The organism is Leptolyngbya sp. PL-A3 (assembly GCF_039962325.1).
Taxonomy (GTDB): Bacteria; Cyanobacteriota; Cyanobacteriia; order Elainellales; family Elainellaceae; genus Vacuolonema.
Map to the genome: position 1 here is coordinate 141,197 of NZ_JAMPLB010000010.1, position 16,164 is coordinate 157,360.

The window sequence follows — 16,164 nt, forward strand, 5'->3', positions numbered from 1 at the left end:
AGGTTGTCGACGTGTCCTCCAATACCGCCCGCTCCAGGGGACCGAAAAATCGTCCTCCCAAACCACCCCGGCGCAACCCGTCGCCAACCCCCGAGGGTACTTCTGCTCAGGCCGTACCGGAGCAATCCTCGGAACTGGCCCCTATTTTTCAGTTTGTACAATCTGTCGGGAAAGTTACCGCTGGAACTTTACTCAGCATCACCATGCTGAGCAGCTCGGTCGTCGCAGGCGGGCTAGTGGGCCTAGCCATCAGCTTCCGAAACCTGCCCGATGTAAGGGTTTTGCGTAACTATATTCCGGCTGAAACAAGCTATATCTACGACATTAACGGGGTTCAGCTCGACAGCATCCATGACGAGTTCAACCGGGATGTCGTTACACTCAACGAAGTATCGCCTGATTTGAAGCGGGCGGTATTGGCGATCGAGGATAACCAGTTTTACTCCCACCACGGTATTAACCCCACCAGTATTGCCCGCGCGCTCTTGAGCAACCTGGAGGAAGGCCGCACGGTGGAAGGGGGTTCAACCGTCACCATGCAGTTGGTGAAGAATTTGTTCTTGACCCCAGAACGAGCCTTCAGCCGGAAACTGGCGGAAGCGGTACTGGCCCTCCGGTTAGAGCAGATCTTTAACAAAGATCAGATTTTGGAGATGTACCTCAATCAGGTGTATTGGGGACACAACAACTACGGGGTTGAAACTGCTGCTCAGAGCTTCTTTAACAAAAAAGCCGCTGACTTAACCCTGGCCGAGTCTGCCATGATGGCTGGGTTAATTCAGGCCCCAGAGAATTACAGCCCATTTGTGGATTACCGATTGGCCAAGCGGCGCCAAGCAACTGTGCTGGAACGCATGCGGACGCTGAATTGGATTACCCCGGAAGAGGAAGCCGAGGCCCGGCAACAGCCCATTCGGCTGGGGGATATTCAATCCTTTGATGTAAGCCGTGCCCCTTACCTAACGGAAGCAGTCGAGCAGGAGTTAGCAGAGCAGTTTGGCCGTGAAGCCGTCTTGAAAGGCGGCATGCGGGTTCAGACGACCTTCGACCTGAAACTGCAACAGATTGCTGAAGAAACGGTGAGAGATGGATATCAGACCATCCGGCGACGCGGGTTGCGGGCCGATCAGATGGCCCTCGTCGCCGTAGATCCCCGAACGCATTTCGTGAAGGCAATGGTGGGCGGGGTCGACTACCAGCAAAGCCAGTACAACCGGGCAATTATGTCCTTGCGGCAGCCAGGCTCAGCCTTTAAGCCGTTTGTCTATTACGCAGCTTTTGCGAGTGGCAAGTACACGCCCAGCTCAACCATCATGGACTCTCCCGTGAGTTATCCCGATGGCTATGAGTCCTACGCTCCTCAGAACTACGACGGCAGCTTTTACGGTGCCATGAGTATTCGATCAGCGCTAGAGCAATCACGCAACGTACCCGCGGTGAAGTTGGGCCAAGAGGTCGGTATCAACCGCGTGATTGAGATCTGCCGAATTTTGGGAATTACCAGCCCCATTGAGCCCGTAACTTCACTACCGTTAGGATCTGTAGACCTGACACCTCTAGAGATGGCTTCGGCTTATGCGACCTTCGCCAGTGGAGGTTGGCAATCTGAAACGACCTTTATTGTGCGCGTAACGGATAGTAGTGGACGGGTACTACTGGACAATACCCCCCGGCCTCAATTGGTTTTAGACCCGTGGGCAGTGGCATCGCTCAATGATGTGATGCAGGGGGTTATCTCCCGAGGAACCGCCACATCAGCCCAGATTGGCCGCCCCGCTGCTGGAAAAACGGGAACGACGTCTTCGGAACGGGATATTTGGTTTGTGGGTTATGTACCACAGCTATCCGTTGCCGTTTGGATAGGGAACGATAACTACTCGCCAGTAGGTAGAGGGGCGACGGGTGGGGGCTATGTTGCACCTATCTGGAAGAGCTTTATGCTACGAGCATTGGAGGGAGTTCCAGCAGAACAGTTCAAGCCAGCTTCGCAGTTTGTACGGCCTTAGGTACCTATCTAGCAGCGACCACAATGTGTGTACGAAAAGAAGGTGGGGTTTTACCCCACCTTCTTTCCGTACATGCTCTCTGGCGATAGTGAAAAAATGTTCAATGCCTGTGGTGTTAAATACACAGGCATTAAATACATGGAAAACAGTCAAATTTGGCTTTCGACTTCAGCTTTCATGCGTTCCAGGGTCATGTGCATTTGCTGGAACATTTGTTGGGGGGTGACACCGAACTGACCGAGCTGGGTTTTGAGTTGCTCCATCGTCATCTGAGCCATAAAGTCTTCAGAGAGTTCAAACCGCTTCATGAAGACCTTGTAGCGATCCATGACGGATTCCATTTGCTCAATGAAAATCTTTTTGCCTTCACGATCAAACTTGCCATAACTGCCACCCAACTGCATCAGGTTCTGATAGTCCTCAAACAGTTGGCGGGCTTCCTGTTGAACGATATCGGAGTCAAAAAATCCCATGGCTTTATGCGATCTGAACGGGAAAAGCGGTGGAAAGGCAGCGAGTAGGCTGCAATACATACATTGTAGGGGAGAGAGGGGTTGGGCTAAAGTGCGGAAATCGCTACACTCAACTTCAGGGGTGAAATGCGGCGATGGGCGTTGACATCACCTAGCCAATGCAAGCTTTCCTATCATTCAACTTACTTGAAACCTACTTAAAAAACCATGTTTGAAATGCTGAACCGATTACTGGGCCGTCATCCTGAAGCGAAGGCTCAAGTCGAAATTTACACCTGGCAAACTTGCCCCTATTGCATTCGCGCGAAAATTTTGTTGCGGTGGAAGGGAGTAAACTTTACTGAATACAAAATTGACGGCGATGGCGCAGCCAGAGTCCGCATGGCAGAGCGGGCAAATGGTCGTCGCTCAGTGCCGCAGATTTTTATTAACAATGAGCATGTCGGTGGCTGCGATGATCTCTACAGCCTCGATCGGGAGGGAAAACTTGATGCTCTCTTGCAGCAACCAGCCGTCTAAGTGACCGGAAAGAGTGTACTATCGCCTGAACACGCTGCTCATCGCTATTGGATGGAGCAGGCGATCGCCCTGGCTACAGCTGCAGGAGCCGCGGGGGAAGTCCCTGTAGGAGCAGTTGTGATAGCCGGGGATGGCTCTTTAATTGCGACAGGGGAAAACCGCCGAGAACGCGACCATGACCCCACAGCCCATGCAGAAGTCCTTGCTTTACGAGCGGCGGGGCAAGCACGGGGCACCTGGCATCTCGAAGACTGTATCTTATATGTCACCCTGGAACCCTGCCCCATGTGTACAGGGGCAATTCTGCTGGCACGCCTGGGCCTGCTAGTCTATGGAGCCGATGATCCAAAGGCAGGCACCATACGTACTGTCCTGAACCTGCCAGATAGCCCCTGCTCAAATCATCGATTGAGAGTCTTGCCAGGGGTATTAGAGTCGGCATGCCGTAACCAGTTACAGCAGTGGTTTTTAGAACGACGTTCCTGATCTCCCGGATAAATTCTCTTCCGTTCAAACCTTCAGGACTGAGGCATTCAATGTTGGGTGCGGTATGCGAAACACACCACACCCAACATTAAATGCCTCAGTCCTGATTTCTCGGAGGTGATATACAGGACTTACGCGAGCCCGCTATCCGTAGTGTATTTGTGTTGTGGTTGGTGTACTTCGCACACCAACCACAACACAAATGCATAAGTCCTGATATAGCTGAGATAACCTGCGGCGGAGGCCGGGTTCCTGCCAACGATGGATTAGGCTTTCCTGATGGAATCGATAGCCTAGATCTGGACGGCCGTAGAACTGTCCTGTTCCCAACAGGGCTCCTTCAATTGCCGACTATTCTAAAAATGCAGATTGGAACGGCGTTACCGCCCTAAACGGATTTTCATGGCATCCTCGAAACCTGAGACCGAAATTGACCTCACGTCCATCGAGCGAGCTGCTCCCATCGACTCTCGCATTTCTCCCTGGCTTTCGGCGATCGCCTATCCCCTGGGCAGCCGGCTTCTCTTACCGTCCTACTTCAGCGAAATTGAAGTAACGGGGCAGGAAAATCTTCCATCGTCTGGCCCTGTTATTTTGGCCCCAACTCATAAAGCTCGCTGGGACGCTTTGATCGTGCCCCACGTTACTGGCCCACGAGTAACCGGACGCTACTTGCGGTTTATGGTGACGGTAGACGAAGTGAAAGGAATTCAGGGGTGGTTTATCCGCAGGTTAGGCGGATTTCCAGTCAACCCCCGACAACCCGGTATTGCTAGCTTGCGCTACGGAATGGATTTGCTGCGCAACCAGGAAATGCTGGTTATTTTTCCGGAAGGGGGCATTTTCCGTGATAATCAGGTGCACCCTCTGAAGGCAGGGTTGGCCCGCTTAGCCATTCATTCAGAGCGGAGCGAGCCTGGTATAGGAACCAAGATTGTGCCCATTCATTTGCACTATGACGAGGAGATGCCCCGTTGGGGTTCCAAAGTGCGCATTCAGATTAGCACTCCCATGGTGGTGGCTGATTATCTGACTGGCAATCCTAAAGACGATGCCAAGCGCCTTACCCACGACTTACGGCAACGGTTAGTGCAATTAAGACACAAGTGTTTGACCTCTCACCCTGAGCTCAGGGCCACAACACAGCAGGCCAAGCAAACAGAAGAAGTTGCCTGATGTTGCGGGTACTGGGTGGATTAAGTTCGCCTACGTCAGGATGCAATATCTAGTACGCTGAGGCGGAAATCCATCACCTATGTTTTTGTGTAGGGTGCGAAGCACCCTACACAAAAACATAGGTTGCGAACTTAGGCCGCAGCCTACTAGTTTGCTCAATCTATGGAGAAACGTTCGAAGAGGGCCGCCAGAATTGTATTGGAGAGTAAAAACCCCTCTGGATCGCTCAGGCGCACCTGTTCTAGCTGAGGACGTTCAACCCAGCCTGCCCCTTCATAAGGGGTCAGAGTTTTCAGGATGAGCGCCACAACTTCATCGCCAAACTCTTGTTTTAAGGTCGTCAAATTAATTCCATCGGCTAATCGCAGCCCTAGCATCAGGGCATCGAGCAGGCGATCGCCTGTCGTTGCTACAGCCGCATCCACCACCATTCCTTCCTGTAACCAGTCGTAGTAGGACTGCCGAGTGCGGGGGCGTGTGAACCGTTGCCCCCCTACGTAGCTGGCGGCTCCCATGCCAAAGCCGTAATAGGGACGGTTCTCCCAATACACTCGGTTGTGGCGACAGGCATAGCCCGGTTGAGCATAATTGGAGATTTCGTAATGCTCATACCCCGCAGCCGTTAAAAGGTGCTGAGCCAAACGGTACATTTGGGCGGCAGTTTCCTCAGGAGGCAGAGGGCCTTCGCCAGGTCGATATTGACGAGCAAAGGCCGTGCCCGGTTCTACGATCAGGTCATAGACAGAAAGATGGGTGGGACTGAGGGCGATCGCTCGTCGCAGCGACTCTTCCCACTGCTCCAGGGTTTGTTGCGGCAACCCTGAAATCAAATCGATACCGACATTCTTAATTCCAGCCTGACGCACCAGATCCAGGGCTACAGGAATATCTTCAGGCTGATGGGTTCGCCCACAGACTTGCAGAAGCTCTGCTTGAAAAGCTTGTACACCAAGGCTTACTCGATTCACCCCGGCAGCCTCATACCCTTCGACATGGGTTCGATCAAAGGTGCCCGGATCCATCTCCATGGAGATTTCTGCGCCAGGAGCAATGCCAAATTTCTGTTGCAGGGTGTTCAGAATGGTTTCCAGTTGGGCGATTGCCAACAGAGAAGGGGTCCCTCCTCCAAAGAAAATGGTTTCCAGGGGCGGCCCCGCCACCGAAGTTTGCTGGATCTCCTGACAGAGGTGAGTGACGTATTCAGCGATCGCGCCTGAATTTTCGCCGCGACGTGTATCACCGACAACAGAGATCGGGAAGTCACAGTAGAAACACCGCCGTCGACAGAAGGGAATGTGAATGTAGGCAGCGTTCACAGGAGCAAAATTGGCTTCTGGCACAGCACTTCCGGGCGTAGATGCTATGGTTATTTCAACTCTTTTAGAACTCATAAATCGAGGATATTCAATAGCCTGCCGGTCAATCGAGGGGAGACGCAATGGATATAATGAGGCTGTATATATTGGCTATCTCAGCGGTGTTCGGTCTGGTCGCAGCTGATATTCTGATTTTTAAAACTCAGGTTATCGCCCTTTTTTATGAAATTGCCTTATGCTCCCCACAGCCTGGAGCCCAGGCCTAGACAAACCCCAGCTTAAACCTATGCTAGATGCTCTCATTATCATTTCATTCATGCTAGCAGGGGCAGGAATCGGCTTTTACAGTGTCGATTTTCTCCCCTCCGAGACGCTGCGTCAGGTTTCTAATGTAGAAGGGCTTAGCTCAGTCATTGCTGGGTTTGGCGGGCTGATCGGATTGGCGCTAGGATTGATGGCTCAAACGAGCTATCGCCGGTTGGAGCAACAGATCAAGGTGATGCCCATCGATCAGCTCTTAAGCCGCTCTATTGGGTTGGTGCTGGGCTTGCTCATCGCTAACTTAATGCTAGCTCCAATCTTTCTGTTGCCGATTCCCCCAGATTTTGCCTTTATCAAACCCCTGACGGCGGTACTGGGAAGTGTCGTCTTTGCCGTATCTGGAATGAACTTAGCGGGGGCAAATGGGCGATCGCTCCTACGCCTACTCAACCCTAACTCTGTCGAAACCCTGCTGGTTGCGGAAGGAACCCTTAAGTCAGCCTCGGCGAAAATCCTTGACACCAGCTGCATTATTGATGGTCGCATCGAAGATATTCTGAGCACGGGTTTTCTTGAAGGACAGGTGTTAGTACCGCAGTTTGTGTTGCAAGAGTTGCAGCAGTTAGCTGATGCCTCCAACGATCAAAAGCGTATCCGAGGGCGGCGTGGTCTGGATATTTTGAATCGGTTGAACGAAACCTATCCCGAGCGCCTGGTCATTCACCCAGCGGATTACGATGATGTCAGCACGGTAGATGCCAAACTCGTACGGTTGGCCCAAGACATTAATGGCACCCTCCTGACCAATGATTACAACCTGAATAAGGTTGCGAGTTTGCAAGCAGTTACCGTCCTCAACATTAACGACCTGGCCCAGGCTATTCGTCCAACCTATGTGCCGGGTGATAGCCTTGATTTGAAAATTCTTAAGCCGGGAAAGGAAGCCGACCAGGGAGTTGGCTATTTGAATGATGGCACTATGGTGGTGGTGGAGACGGGCGATCGCTACATTGGCGAGTCTATTAGTGTTGTCGTGACGGGCGCACTCCAAACCTCTGCCGGACGCATGATTTTTGCCCGGCCTCAAAACTCCGAGCAAGATAGTAGCCAGAGTTCTACGGTATCTCAGCGCTAACGACAGATATGATTTTGCTCTAGAACTGTCATGGTAAAAGAGGGGGCACTGGTGCCCCCTCTTTTACCATGACAGGAGGTAAATATATTCCATGACACGACAACGGGAAAAGGTATGCGATCGCTGCCAAAACAGTGCGCCCGTTCTCTACCGTGCTCAAATTGATGACACCGAACGCTGGGTCTTTATCTGCGACGCCTGTTATTCGGATGTCAGCCAGAATAATCCACATTACATCTATGGTGGTACCTGGAAGGCACAAAAGAAAAAGTAGTTTTTCCTCGCCATAGCCCCCTAACCCAAAAAGGGCTGCCATATTAACGTTGTGTGCAACTTTGAAATCCACCGCACACAACATTCATAAAGCAATTTTGATGAAAATTACTCTTATTGCCATGACCATCGATAGATGCAATTAATGAGTAATTTCGGTGAAGTGGAATATAGAACTGGCATACAAGTGGAAAGCTAAATCATCGAAGCATTTGTGAATAGCTCTGGTTAAATCTTAGATTCGGTTTGACTAAGCATCAAGTTCGTAGAAATTACAACGGATAAACCAGGAGATGTAATGGAAAACGCAACACCCAACGACAATTCTTCCCCTAATCAGGATTCATCCCAGGAAGCAAATCAGAAGCGTTCTGACAGTGTGGATGAACGCGTTGTTGATCCCATGGACTTGGTTTATAAGGGTGGGTTTGAAGGCAACCCCCGGGATATTGTCGAAAACCCAGCAGTAGCTCCGCAAATGTTGGAAAGCCCAACGATTGATGCAAGGGCTAGTCTCATGACTCGTGACCAAGATGAGGATGAATAGGCCCGATGTCTGGAGCCCGTAACCTGGGGTTGGTAGCAACGTAATTGTAATTATTCCAGGAAACGGTTAGTACAGAGAAAAGGAGGTATATCAATGGTGAACTTGGGAGCATGGTTAGCCGTTTTATTATCTCTCATTGGAATCTGGGCGCTGGCTAACTGGCTAGTCTAGATAACCGCAGCTCAGAAATTAGTTAAAGAGGTAATCTTCTGTACTCTTTGGGTATGGAAGATTACCTCTTTTTATCTCCAAAGGGGGGCACCTGAGCTAGCTAAATTTTGTAGATTTGAAGGTGTGAAGAGCTCTTCCGTTCAAAATACTAGCTTCAAAATAGCGATCAGTAGCTAACTAAGTAAGGGAGAACTTTACTATGGGTATTTTAGCCTGGATTGTCTTAGGTCTATTGGCTGGTGCGATCGCCAAAGCAATCTACCCCGGTTATCAAGATAGCAGTATCCTGGGAACCATGCTCCTGGGTATTGTTGGAGCCTTCATTGGTGGCACCTTATACACACTATTAACCACAGGTTCGCTTGTCCTAGCAGGGGTTGGTTTTAGCTTTGCTGGGTTAGCCATTGCTGTTATCGGTGCCGTCATTGCTTTGTGGTTATATTATGCCTTCATGAGACGGAGAGTTTATTAGGACCTTCAAAGGTTGTTTTCCGTGCGCGCAGCACACGAAAAACAACCCTTCTGGTCAGCTTTAAAACATGTCCTAAAACTCGATCAGCCGTAAAGAAGAAATATAAATATGAGAAGTGCGCGGTGTTTTCCACCACGCACTTCTCATATTTATATTCATCAACGAGTTGTATATAGCAATGTGCAAGTGCGTTAAGTATAACAACGGTGGTGTGGGGCACTTCGTGCCCCACACCACCGTACTTAATCAACATGCACAGCGCTATATTAGAGGCTGCTTTGAAGGTTATTTCTTGTTGACAAAGCACACAAAAATAATCCTTCGGGTGGTGTCAGAACACACCTGAGTATGAGCAGCTTAAGAAGCGTTAGGGCGATCGCTAACAATCAGTACAAGAAGTTGATTTTATGAATATCATTGAAACCCTGAAAGGTCTCCCTGGATGGCTTAAGGTTTGGATTCTGTTTCCTTTTGCCTTTCTCAATGGCTGGTTGTTGTTACTGTTATTGGATTATCTGCGGCCGTTTATAGATGTTCTGATTTCAGCCGCCATTTCTGCATTTCTTCTCAACTTACCGGCTCATTTTTTACAAGACCGAGGGGTTTCTAGAGGGACAGCGATCGCCATCGTACTGATGACAACCCTACTCGTCGTGGGTGGTACTGCCCTAACGGTCGGCCCCTTACTTCTTGAACAGTCCAGCAACCTGGTTAGCAACCTTCCCGAACTGGTAGATTCAGGCAATCTGCAGCTAGAACGGGCACGAGAATTTGTGGTTGAGCGCCACTTACCCATCAATCTGCCTAACTTATTAGATCAGGTGGTTAGCCAATTGGGGCAGGTATTCCAGCTCGCCGGCAATCAGGTCATAACGGTTGTCACCACAACGATTAACAGTCTGGTCAACATCCTGTTCTTTTTGGTGCTGCTAATCTTCATGCTGATTGGGGGAGAAAGTGCTTGGGACGGTATCTTTAGCTGGATTCCATTTCCCTGGAATGAAACGCTACAAGCTTCCATTCAAAAGACGTTTCTCCGGTATTTTGGTACGCAAGCCATCCTCGCCGGTGTTCTAAGTGTGGCGCAGACTTTTGGATTAGTATTTTGGGATGTCCCCTATGCTATTCTCTTTGGTTTTGTCATTGGCATAAGCACAATCATTCCTTATGCGGGGGTCATAACTATTTCACTTGTGAGTCTGATCGTAGCGTTGCAAGACTTTAGCCAGGGTATTCGTGTACTCATTACAGCAATCGTCATTGGTCAAATTAATGACATCCTGATTTCCCCCCGTTTAATGGGTGGAAGCATTGGACTCAATCCAATTTGGCTGATTGCAGCGCTATTTCTGGGAGGAAAAGTCGGTGGCGTTTTAGGGTTAATCGTGGCGGTTCCCGTGGCTAGCGTGATCAAAAGTACAGTGGATCAATTGCGATCGCCCGATACTTTGCCAACGACTCCCGCGGCTACCCCCACAGCCCAATTAGCCGTAAGTGGCAGTAATATCAAACCTGATTAGACCTCCTGCATGAATCGATTTCTAAGAGCGTGAATCGTTGTGCGGCTGCGCCGCGCAACGATTCACGCAGGACGTCTTTGCGATGCAGACGGATTCTGTATGAAAGCAAAGTTGTAGGCCAGGTCTACTCAGAAAGTGGATAATAAACCCTGTATTTATACGTTAAGTCTTGTGCTGCTCCTTCTATAGGAATGAGCCCCGACTCAACCAATTCTCTTTGTGACAGGACATCCCATGACCATTCCATTCCCTCTGAAAGGATTCCGCCTGGTGGCCGTGGTTGCGATCGTGTTCTGGGTGTTCTGCTGCGTCTTTGCCCTGCAACGGTATTTCAACTTCTACCCCACCTATGTTGCCTTTGACCAGGGAATTTTCAATCAGGTTTTTTGGAATAACCTGCATGGACGATGGTTTGAAAGTTCTCTCTCCTCCACCGAATCTATCAATGTGATGGATGGAGATGCCCCCGATGTTGTCTACCGCCGTTTAGGGCAACACTTTACCCCTGCCCTGCTGGTGTGGCTGCCTTTTTACGCCCTGTTTCAATCCCCAGCGGGGCTCTCAATCCTACAAATTACCCTGACAACAGCAGCAGGGTTGGTGCTATATGCTCTAGCGCGGCACTACCATCCTCCCCTATTGTCAGCCTTTATTGCTATTAGCTTTTATTGTGCGAATGCAGTGCTCGGTCCAACCCTGGCAAACTTTCACGACATCTCTCAACTGCCGCTTTACCTGTTTGGTGCGTTTTGGGCATTGGAGAAACGCAAGTGGTGGCTGTTTTGGAGCCTCGCTGGGCTCACATTGCTGGTACGGGAAGATGCCGGAATTGGACTGTTTGGGATTGGTATGTATCTGGTGCTGAGCCGCCGTCAACCCGTGGTTGGGGCAGTTCTGGGAGTTCTCAGTGTTGGCTACATCGTATTCGTGACCAATGTGATGATGCCGCTGTTTTCAGAGGACATTTCGCGGCGGTTCATGGTGGAGCAGTTTGGGCAATTTATTGATGATCAGGAGGCATCAACGCTGGAAGTGTTGTGGGCGATCGTTCGCCAACCTCATATCTTCTTGCGCGAGCTCTTCAGCCCCCTCGATCGCACTATCAGCTACTTACTGGGGCAATGGCTCCCCCTGGCCTTTGTGCCCGTACTGTCTCCCGCCACCTGGCTGCTCACAGCATTTCCCCTGCTCAAAATCTTGATGCAAAAAGACCCGGATGCCCTGTCGCTGCATGTTCGGTATGCGCTGTCACTGGTGCCAGGTCTCTTCTATGGCTCAATTCTATGGTGGGCTCAGCATCCTCTCCAATTCCAACCCCGTATCCAAAATTTCTGGAAGGTTTGCATTGGTTTAGCTCTGGTGTTGACGATCGCCTCCAATCCCAACCGCGCCCTGTCGATTGTCATCCCTGATTCCATCCAACCCTGGGTTTATGCCTCCCCCGCTCAGCAGGTGCAACACGCCCAGGCTATTCGTACGTTAATGAAAGAAATTCCCCCGGATGCCAGCGTGTCAGCCACCAGCTTTATCGTGGCCCATTTATCAAACCGACGGTCCGTGGTGCGCTATCCAGAAATCCGCATTCGTGAGGACGATCGCCAGGTACGCCAGGTGGAATTTCTGATCATAGACCTCTGGTATCCCCGACTCTTTGGGGCGGTTTTTGACGATGAACAGCGCACCCTGGAAGGAATGGAACGTCGTATGACGATGTGGTTAACCAAGGGTAACTTTGGGCTGGTTGGCTTCCAGGATGGCGTAGCCTTGATGCGATCGCGAACCCCTTCCAACCCCACAGCGTTACAAGCATGGGAAGCTTTCCGCCAAACCATTCCCAAAGGGTAAGCGTGCTTCCGTTTAGGAATGGCGCAAGCCCGCCAGTATGCTGAGGCGTAAATATATCACCTATTTTTCTGTGAGAGTGCTTCGCACCCCCACAGAAAAATAGGTGACGAACTTAGGCCGTAGCCTACGAGGATGTTACGCGCTCAATCAACGCCTGAATACGCTTGTAGTGTGCCCCTTTCCAGTAGACCCGATGGCAACTCTGGCACTGGGAAAACTCATCGTATAGCACTCGGGTGTAGTAAGGAATTTGATCAACAATCGTCGCCTTTTCAACCTGCACCAAATCGCCATTGCAATAGGGGCACCGTTGCAGAGGGGCGATCGCCCTATGTAATCCAAACCGTTGCAAAACCTCTACAGTTTGAGTTTCGGGATCTGACGATCGCACTGCATAGCCGTAGGTCACAATGCTTCGCTTGAGTAGCCCGCGATCCTGGGTCAGGAGCATACGCTGCTCCTGGCTGGAGATTTGGGCCAGTTCATCGTCGCTATAATCATTTCGGTAAAGCACATCGAAACCCAGCAACCTTAGATAGGTTGCCAGTTTACCCAAATGCACATCCAGCACAAACCGCATCGGAGATAACGGCACAGGTCGTACTTGAGAGGTAATAGCGATATCCAGGCTATTAAATGCCGGGTAGACACTAATGCAATCGCTCGGCTGCACGAGATAATCGAAGCTAACAGATTCTCCATTAACGACAATCAGATCAATTTCTGGATGGGGAACACCCAGAGCTTCGATCGCATCTTTGATAGAACCCCGATCTTTGATATAACCCGAAAACTTCAACTGCTGGCGAAAGGGTGGCAGAAAATCATTCAGGCTGCCATAAAAGCGAAAAAAGGCATGAGGCATAGAAGCAGCATTCGACATTACTCCGATTGTGCCAATCCTCGTTCTAAATGGGGGGCGATCGCATCTTTCGCAGGGCACCTGCCACGCCAAATGCCTTTTTGTTGTGTGTGGTGTGCGAAGCGCGCCACACACAACAAAAAGGCGTAAACTCTGTGTTTCCCAACCGAATTTGATATAGCACTTTGCGCGTTGATTCAGGACGTGGTGCAGTGCGCTTCGCGCACTGCACCATCAATTTTTGTACTTAACGCAGTTGCACGCCGCTACATAACGTACGTGAAGTAAAAAATTATAAAGCTCATGTGCCTCTCATGACTGAAAGGGGAAACCTAAAAGACAACCTTGTCTCTGGACGGGGTTACTGAATTATCGGTAAGCCTATGATCCGTTTTGCTCGCTTGATGATAATGGCCTGTCTGGTCGTGGTTGGTGTCATGCTGCTGGGCCTGAGATTACCCGTGGCTGTAGCCCAATCTAACTGTTCTCCCGCATACCCCGACGTGTGCATCCCACCGCCACCCCCCGATCTAGATTGTGGGGAAATCACCCACCGCAACTTCCGAGTGTTGGCACCCGACCCCCATCGATTTGATGGCGATAAAGATGGCATTGGCTGCGAAGCACAATAGTACGATGTAAGCCAGCTCACGCCTTACATCAAAACCTGATACTAGCGATCGTGCATTGAATACCTGTAATTCCTTTGAAGGAATTACAGGTTGTTTTATTTGTGATGCTAAGGCGCAAAAACGAACCTATTAAGAGATAGCCGTGCGCAGCAGCCATCGCCGCCAAACAGATGGGTTCCGCCACTTGGTAATAAAGCGTGCTTTAAAGCTGTGTTAAAAGCCATTGTTCTGTACACGAGGCTTACGAAACAATGGCTTTTAACATAGGCTCTGAAACCCCGGTTTCGCCATCGATTCATTACGGCACAATCAGACTTCTCAGTTTTGTCATTGACAATCCTCTAAACAGTTTTTCTGAAACCTTTGATTTTGCTGACACGCAAAATTAAGGGCTTCAGAAAAACTGTTTGAACTCATGATTAGACCTCCTGCGTGAATTGTTGCGCGGCGGAGCCGCGCAACAATTCACGCAGGAGGTCTATTGAAGAAAAACTCAGATTACGTAAGTTCTGTTCGGGAATGTGTAGTATTCCGTGTAGCGTTCCTGAAATTGTATGAAATCCCGCTCAATTGCCCCTTATTGGGCTGCGCTCCTGTCACTGGCTGCCCTCATCCCCACAGCGGCCTCAGCACAAACCACAACCGATTATCAACAAGACCTTGCCCTCCCTGTTTATCGCAGCGAGGGACAATGCCCCAGCACTGTGCGGTTGTGGACCAATGCCCACCCTTACGAGGGTGGAGCCGAGCACACCGTTATCGTAAACACGAAAGATTTTGCCGGAGACAGCTTTTTCGTAGATAGTAGCGATCGCCACGTCATCTTCGCGGCTCCCCTCGCCACTTCCTACCGCAACTGCGTCGGCTGGGTCACCGCCCCTGACAATCCGGAATACAACATTTGGCTGCAATTTGGCCATGTTTATATGCGCTTTGACCTGGAACGCCTGGCAGGTACAGGATCGGTCGCCGCGATTACCTATCAAAATGTATTGAACGGCCAGCCTTATATGCAATGGCAGCGGGCAGATTAGTCCCTGCCTCAGAATCCTGAACTAAACCCTGGAAGCCCTATTTTTCGTGCAATGTACGCACAAAACATAGGGCTTCCAGGGTCTGTTTCTAGAGCAGGTTGCTGCAGATTGCTGTAGATTGCTGTAGATTGCGGTCACCCCAATCTGTACAGCATCAGTACTCAATAACAGTCACTCAACCGGGTTTCATATCAGACCCTATCGGGGGATTTTTCAGAATTGAAGTTGACGCATGATTCGTGAAAATAGCTAGGCGATCGCCCAGGCCACATTTCGCGTCCTCAAACTATGCTCAACCCCATACAGACCGTGTGGAGCCCAGAAGAAAACATATTACGGACCCACATTGCAGGCATTGTTAACCACGAACAAGTTGAAGAATGGAAACAAACTCTGGAACGGGAAAGCCGTAAAATCCCTAACCATCTCAGCTTCAGTATGTTGGTGGATATTCAAGGGTATGAAGTCAGTGAACAAGACCCTGCAGTTCACCAGCAACAGCGGGTCATCATTCCTACATTTCTAGCGCGACATGGTTTTGAAGTGGGCTTTTTTCGTCTCTTTGACATTCAAAACACCATTCCGCCCGATCCTGATCGCGCCTGTTGCACTGTGGTTGCCTATGTTCACCACGATTGCAACAAGATGGCCCTTTACAACCAGAATCTTGGGCGAGCGGTAGAACGCTTTTTCTGTCGTCTTTCTGAAGCAGAAGTATGGCTTCAGCAAAACACGTCTCATGTTGCTGTGTGAATCTTCCTTCGAGTGGCGATTTTGTAACAAGCAGAAGTTCTGGCATTGGGCGCACACGCCTATTTATTTCCCATACCCACTACCAAACTAGCAACGATGAAACGTATCTGCGTCTACTGCGGTTCTAATTTTGGCGATCGCCCTGCCTACCTCCAAGCAGCAAAGGAGTTGGGAATAGCGCTGGCAGACCGTGACATGACCCTGGTCTACGGTGGAGGACGAGTTGGATTAATGGGGGCGATCGCAGATGCCACTCTAGCCGCTGGTGGGCAGGTGATTGGCATCATTCCCCAGGCTTTATTTGATAAAGAACTGGCCCATACGGGCTTAACGGATTTGCATATTGTCGGCTCAATGCACGAACGCAAATCCCTCATGGCAGAGCTGTCAGATGCCTTTATTGCCATGCCCGGTGGATTGGGAACTTTTGAAGAATTTTTTGAAATCGCTACCTGGACACAACTCGGCTTTCATAAAAAAGCCTGTGGGCTGCTCAACATCGAGGGGTTCTATAGCGAGCTCCTTTCCTTTCTCAACCATGCAACGAATGAAGGGTTTATTCGCTCTGAGCATCGCAGCATTGTGCTGACCGACGAAGACCCAGCAACCCTGATTGAGAAGTTGCGCCATTTTGAAGTTCCAAATGTGCAGAAGTGGATTGAGCGCAGTCAACGGTAATGATT

The 16,164-nt window shown here is 50.2% G+C and carries 17 protein-coding genes; 14 read left to right on the top strand and 3 right to left on the bottom strand.

All coding sequences use genetic code 11. The features are described from left to right. The first annotated feature begins 203 nt into the window (after window positions 1-203). Window positions 204-2,006, top strand: coding sequence for a penicillin-binding protein 1A (locus NDI52_RS10485; RefSeq protein ID WP_190770682.1), 1,803 nt, complete (start codon window positions 204-206; stop codon window positions 2,004-2,006). A 149-nt stretch (window positions 2,007-2,155) separates the two neighbouring features. Here the strand turns inward: NDI52_RS10485 and NDI52_RS10490 are convergent, their stop codons facing one another. Beyond that, window positions 2,156-2,479: a DUF1825 family protein gene (locus NDI52_RS10490; protein WP_190770650.1), complete on the bottom strand. Its 324-nt coding sequence runs from the start codon at window positions 2,477-2,479 to the stop codon at window positions 2,156-2,158. Between the two features lie 207 nt (window positions 2,480-2,686). On the opposite strand from NDI52_RS10490, the gene grxC reads away from it, so the two are divergent. From grxC to NDI52_RS10505, 3 genes are all read left to right on the top strand, one after another. Further along, window positions 2,687-2,998 carry a glutaredoxin 3 gene (gene grxC, locus NDI52_RS10495; RefSeq protein WP_190770651.1) on the top strand — a complete coding sequence of 104 codons (312 nt, stop codon included), beginning with the start codon at window positions 2,687-2,689 and terminating at the stop codon, window positions 2,996-2,998. After that, window positions 2,999-3,484: a tRNA adenosine(34) deaminase TadA gene (gene tadA, locus NDI52_RS10500; RefSeq protein ID WP_347280021.1), complete on the top strand. Its 486-nt coding sequence runs from the start codon at window positions 2,999-3,001 to the stop codon at window positions 3,482-3,484. A 402-nt stretch (window positions 3,485-3,886) separates the two neighbouring features. Next, on the top strand, window positions 3,887-4,660 hold the full coding sequence (locus tag NDI52_RS10505; RefSeq protein ID WP_190770652.1) for a 1-acyl-sn-glycerol-3-phosphate acyltransferase: 774 nt from the start codon (window positions 3,887-3,889) through the stop codon (window positions 4,658-4,660). Between the two features lie 155 nt (window positions 4,661-4,815). Here NDI52_RS10505 and hemW read toward each other — a convergent pair whose 3' ends face one another. Continuing rightward, on the bottom strand, window positions 4,816-6,000 hold the full coding sequence (gene hemW, locus NDI52_RS10510; RefSeq protein WP_347280046.1) for a radical SAM family heme chaperone HemW: 1,185 nt from the start codon (window positions 5,998-6,000) through the stop codon (window positions 4,816-4,818). 262 nt (window positions 6,001-6,262) lie between these two features. Here hemW and NDI52_RS10515 point away from each other — a divergent pair, with 262 nt between their 5' ends. The 6 genes from NDI52_RS10515 to NDI52_RS10540 all read left to right on the top strand — a co-directional run bounded on the left by NDI52_RS10515 (window position 6,263) and on the right by NDI52_RS10540 (window position 12,200). Continuing rightward, the gene (locus NDI52_RS10515; protein ID WP_190770654.1) at window positions 6,263-7,372 is read left to right on the top strand and encodes a PIN/TRAM domain-containing protein; all 1,110 of its coding nucleotides are present in this window, start codon (window positions 6,263-6,265) and stop codon (window positions 7,370-7,372) included. A gap of 91 nt (window positions 7,373-7,463) precedes the next feature. Then, window positions 7,464-7,646: a hypothetical protein gene (locus NDI52_RS10520; RefSeq protein WP_190770655.1), complete on the top strand. Its 183-nt coding sequence runs from the start codon at window positions 7,464-7,466 to the stop codon at window positions 7,644-7,646. Between the two features lie 297 nt (window positions 7,647-7,943). After that, window positions 7,944-8,192 carry a hypothetical protein gene (locus NDI52_RS10525; RefSeq protein WP_190770656.1) on the top strand — a complete coding sequence of 83 codons (249 nt, stop codon included), beginning with the start codon at window positions 7,944-7,946 and terminating at the stop codon, window positions 8,190-8,192. A gap of 370 nt (window positions 8,193-8,562) precedes the next feature. Beyond that, window positions 8,563-8,835: a GlsB/YeaQ/YmgE family stress response membrane protein gene (locus NDI52_RS10530; protein ID WP_190770657.1), complete on the top strand. Its 273-nt coding sequence runs from the start codon at window positions 8,563-8,565 to the stop codon at window positions 8,833-8,835. 407 nt (window positions 8,836-9,242) lie between these two features. Beyond that, the gene (locus NDI52_RS10535; RefSeq protein ID WP_190770658.1) at window positions 9,243-10,355 is read left to right on the top strand and encodes an AI-2E family transporter; all 1,113 of its coding nucleotides are present in this window, start codon (window positions 9,243-9,245) and stop codon (window positions 10,353-10,355) included. A gap of 234 nt (window positions 10,356-10,589) precedes the next feature. Continuing rightward, a complete protein-coding gene (locus NDI52_RS10540) occupies window positions 10,590-12,200 on the top strand; it encodes a DUF2079 domain-containing protein (protein ID WP_190770659.1) in 1,611 nt (536 codons plus the stop codon). Window positions 12,201-12,324: 124 nt separating this feature from the next. Here NDI52_RS10540 and NDI52_RS10545 read toward each other — a convergent pair whose 3' ends face one another. After that, complete coding sequence (locus NDI52_RS10545) at window positions 12,325-13,083, bottom strand: Mut7-C RNAse domain-containing protein (RefSeq protein ID WP_199307868.1); 759 nt, start codon at window positions 13,081-13,083, stop codon at window positions 12,325-12,327. A gap of 362 nt (window positions 13,084-13,445) precedes the next feature. Between NDI52_RS10545 and NDI52_RS10550 the strand changes: the two genes are divergently transcribed. From NDI52_RS10550 to NDI52_RS10565, 4 genes are all read left to right on the top strand, one after another. Further along, complete coding sequence (locus tag NDI52_RS10550) at window positions 13,446-13,694, top strand: hypothetical protein (protein WP_199307869.1); 249 nt, start codon at window positions 13,446-13,448, stop codon at window positions 13,692-13,694. A 554-nt stretch (window positions 13,695-14,248) separates the two neighbouring features. After that, complete coding sequence (locus NDI52_RS10555; RefSeq protein WP_190770660.1) at window positions 14,249-14,728, top strand: hypothetical protein; 480 nt, start codon at window positions 14,249-14,251, stop codon at window positions 14,726-14,728. Window positions 14,729-15,016: 288 nt separating this feature from the next. Beyond that, window positions 15,017-15,481: a hypothetical protein gene (locus tag NDI52_RS10560; protein WP_190770661.1), complete on the top strand. Its 465-nt coding sequence runs from the start codon at window positions 15,017-15,019 to the stop codon at window positions 15,479-15,481. A 96-nt stretch (window positions 15,482-15,577) separates the two neighbouring features. Beyond that, a complete protein-coding gene (locus NDI52_RS10565) occupies window positions 15,578-16,159 on the top strand; it encodes a TIGR00730 family Rossman fold protein (RefSeq protein WP_190770662.1) in 582 nt (193 codons plus the stop codon). Window positions 16,160-16,164 lie beyond the last annotated feature (5 nt).

Excerpts from the sequence above, each read along its gene's own strand:
- NDI52_RS10555 (WP_190770660.1), top strand. The coding sequence starts at position 14,249 with ATGAAATCCCGCTCAATTGCCCCTTATTGGGCTGCGCTCCTGTCACTG.
- NDI52_RS10505 (WP_190770652.1), top strand. The coding sequence starts at position 3,887 with ATGGCATCCTCGAAACCTGAGACCGAAATTGACCTCACGTCCATCGAG.
- NDI52_RS10545 (WP_199307868.1), bottom strand. The coding sequence starts at position 13,083 with ATGTCGAATGCTGCTTCTATGCCTCATGCCTTTTTTCGCTTTTATGGC.
- NDI52_RS10560 (WP_190770661.1), top strand. The coding sequence starts at position 15,017 with ATGCTCAACCCCATACAGACCGTGTGGAGCCCAGAAGAAAACATATTA.
- NDI52_RS10550 (WP_199307869.1), top strand. The coding sequence starts at position 13,446 with ATGATCCGTTTTGCTCGCTTGATGATAATGGCCTGTCTGGTCGTGGTT.
- NDI52_RS10490 (WP_190770650.1), bottom strand. The coding sequence starts at position 2,479 with ATGGGATTTTTTGACTCCGATATCGTTCAACAGGAAGCCCGCCAACTG.
- NDI52_RS10535 (WP_190770658.1), top strand. The coding sequence starts at position 9,243 with ATGAATATCATTGAAACCCTGAAAGGTCTCCCTGGATGGCTTAAGGTT.
- NDI52_RS10540 (WP_190770659.1), top strand. The coding sequence starts at position 10,590 with ATGACCATTCCATTCCCTCTGAAAGGATTCCGCCTGGTGGCCGTGGTT.
- NDI52_RS10525 (WP_190770656.1), top strand. The coding sequence starts at position 7,944 with ATGGAAAACGCAACACCCAACGACAATTCTTCCCCTAATCAGGATTCA.
- grxC (WP_190770651.1), top strand. The coding sequence starts at position 2,687 with ATGTTTGAAATGCTGAACCGATTACTGGGCCGTCATCCTGAAGCGAAG.
- NDI52_RS10520 (WP_190770655.1), top strand. The coding sequence starts at position 7,464 with ATGACACGACAACGGGAAAAGGTATGCGATCGCTGCCAAAACAGTGCG.
- NDI52_RS10515 (WP_190770654.1), top strand. The coding sequence starts at position 6,263 with ATGCTAGATGCTCTCATTATCATTTCATTCATGCTAGCAGGGGCAGGA.
- NDI52_RS10485 (WP_190770682.1), top strand. The coding sequence starts at position 204 with ATGCTGAGCAGCTCGGTCGTCGCAGGCGGGCTAGTGGGCCTAGCCATC.
- NDI52_RS10565 (WP_190770662.1), top strand. The coding sequence starts at position 15,578 with ATGAAACGTATCTGCGTCTACTGCGGTTCTAATTTTGGCGATCGCCCT.
- NDI52_RS10530 (WP_190770657.1), top strand. The coding sequence starts at position 8,563 with ATGGGTATTTTAGCCTGGATTGTCTTAGGTCTATTGGCTGGTGCGATC.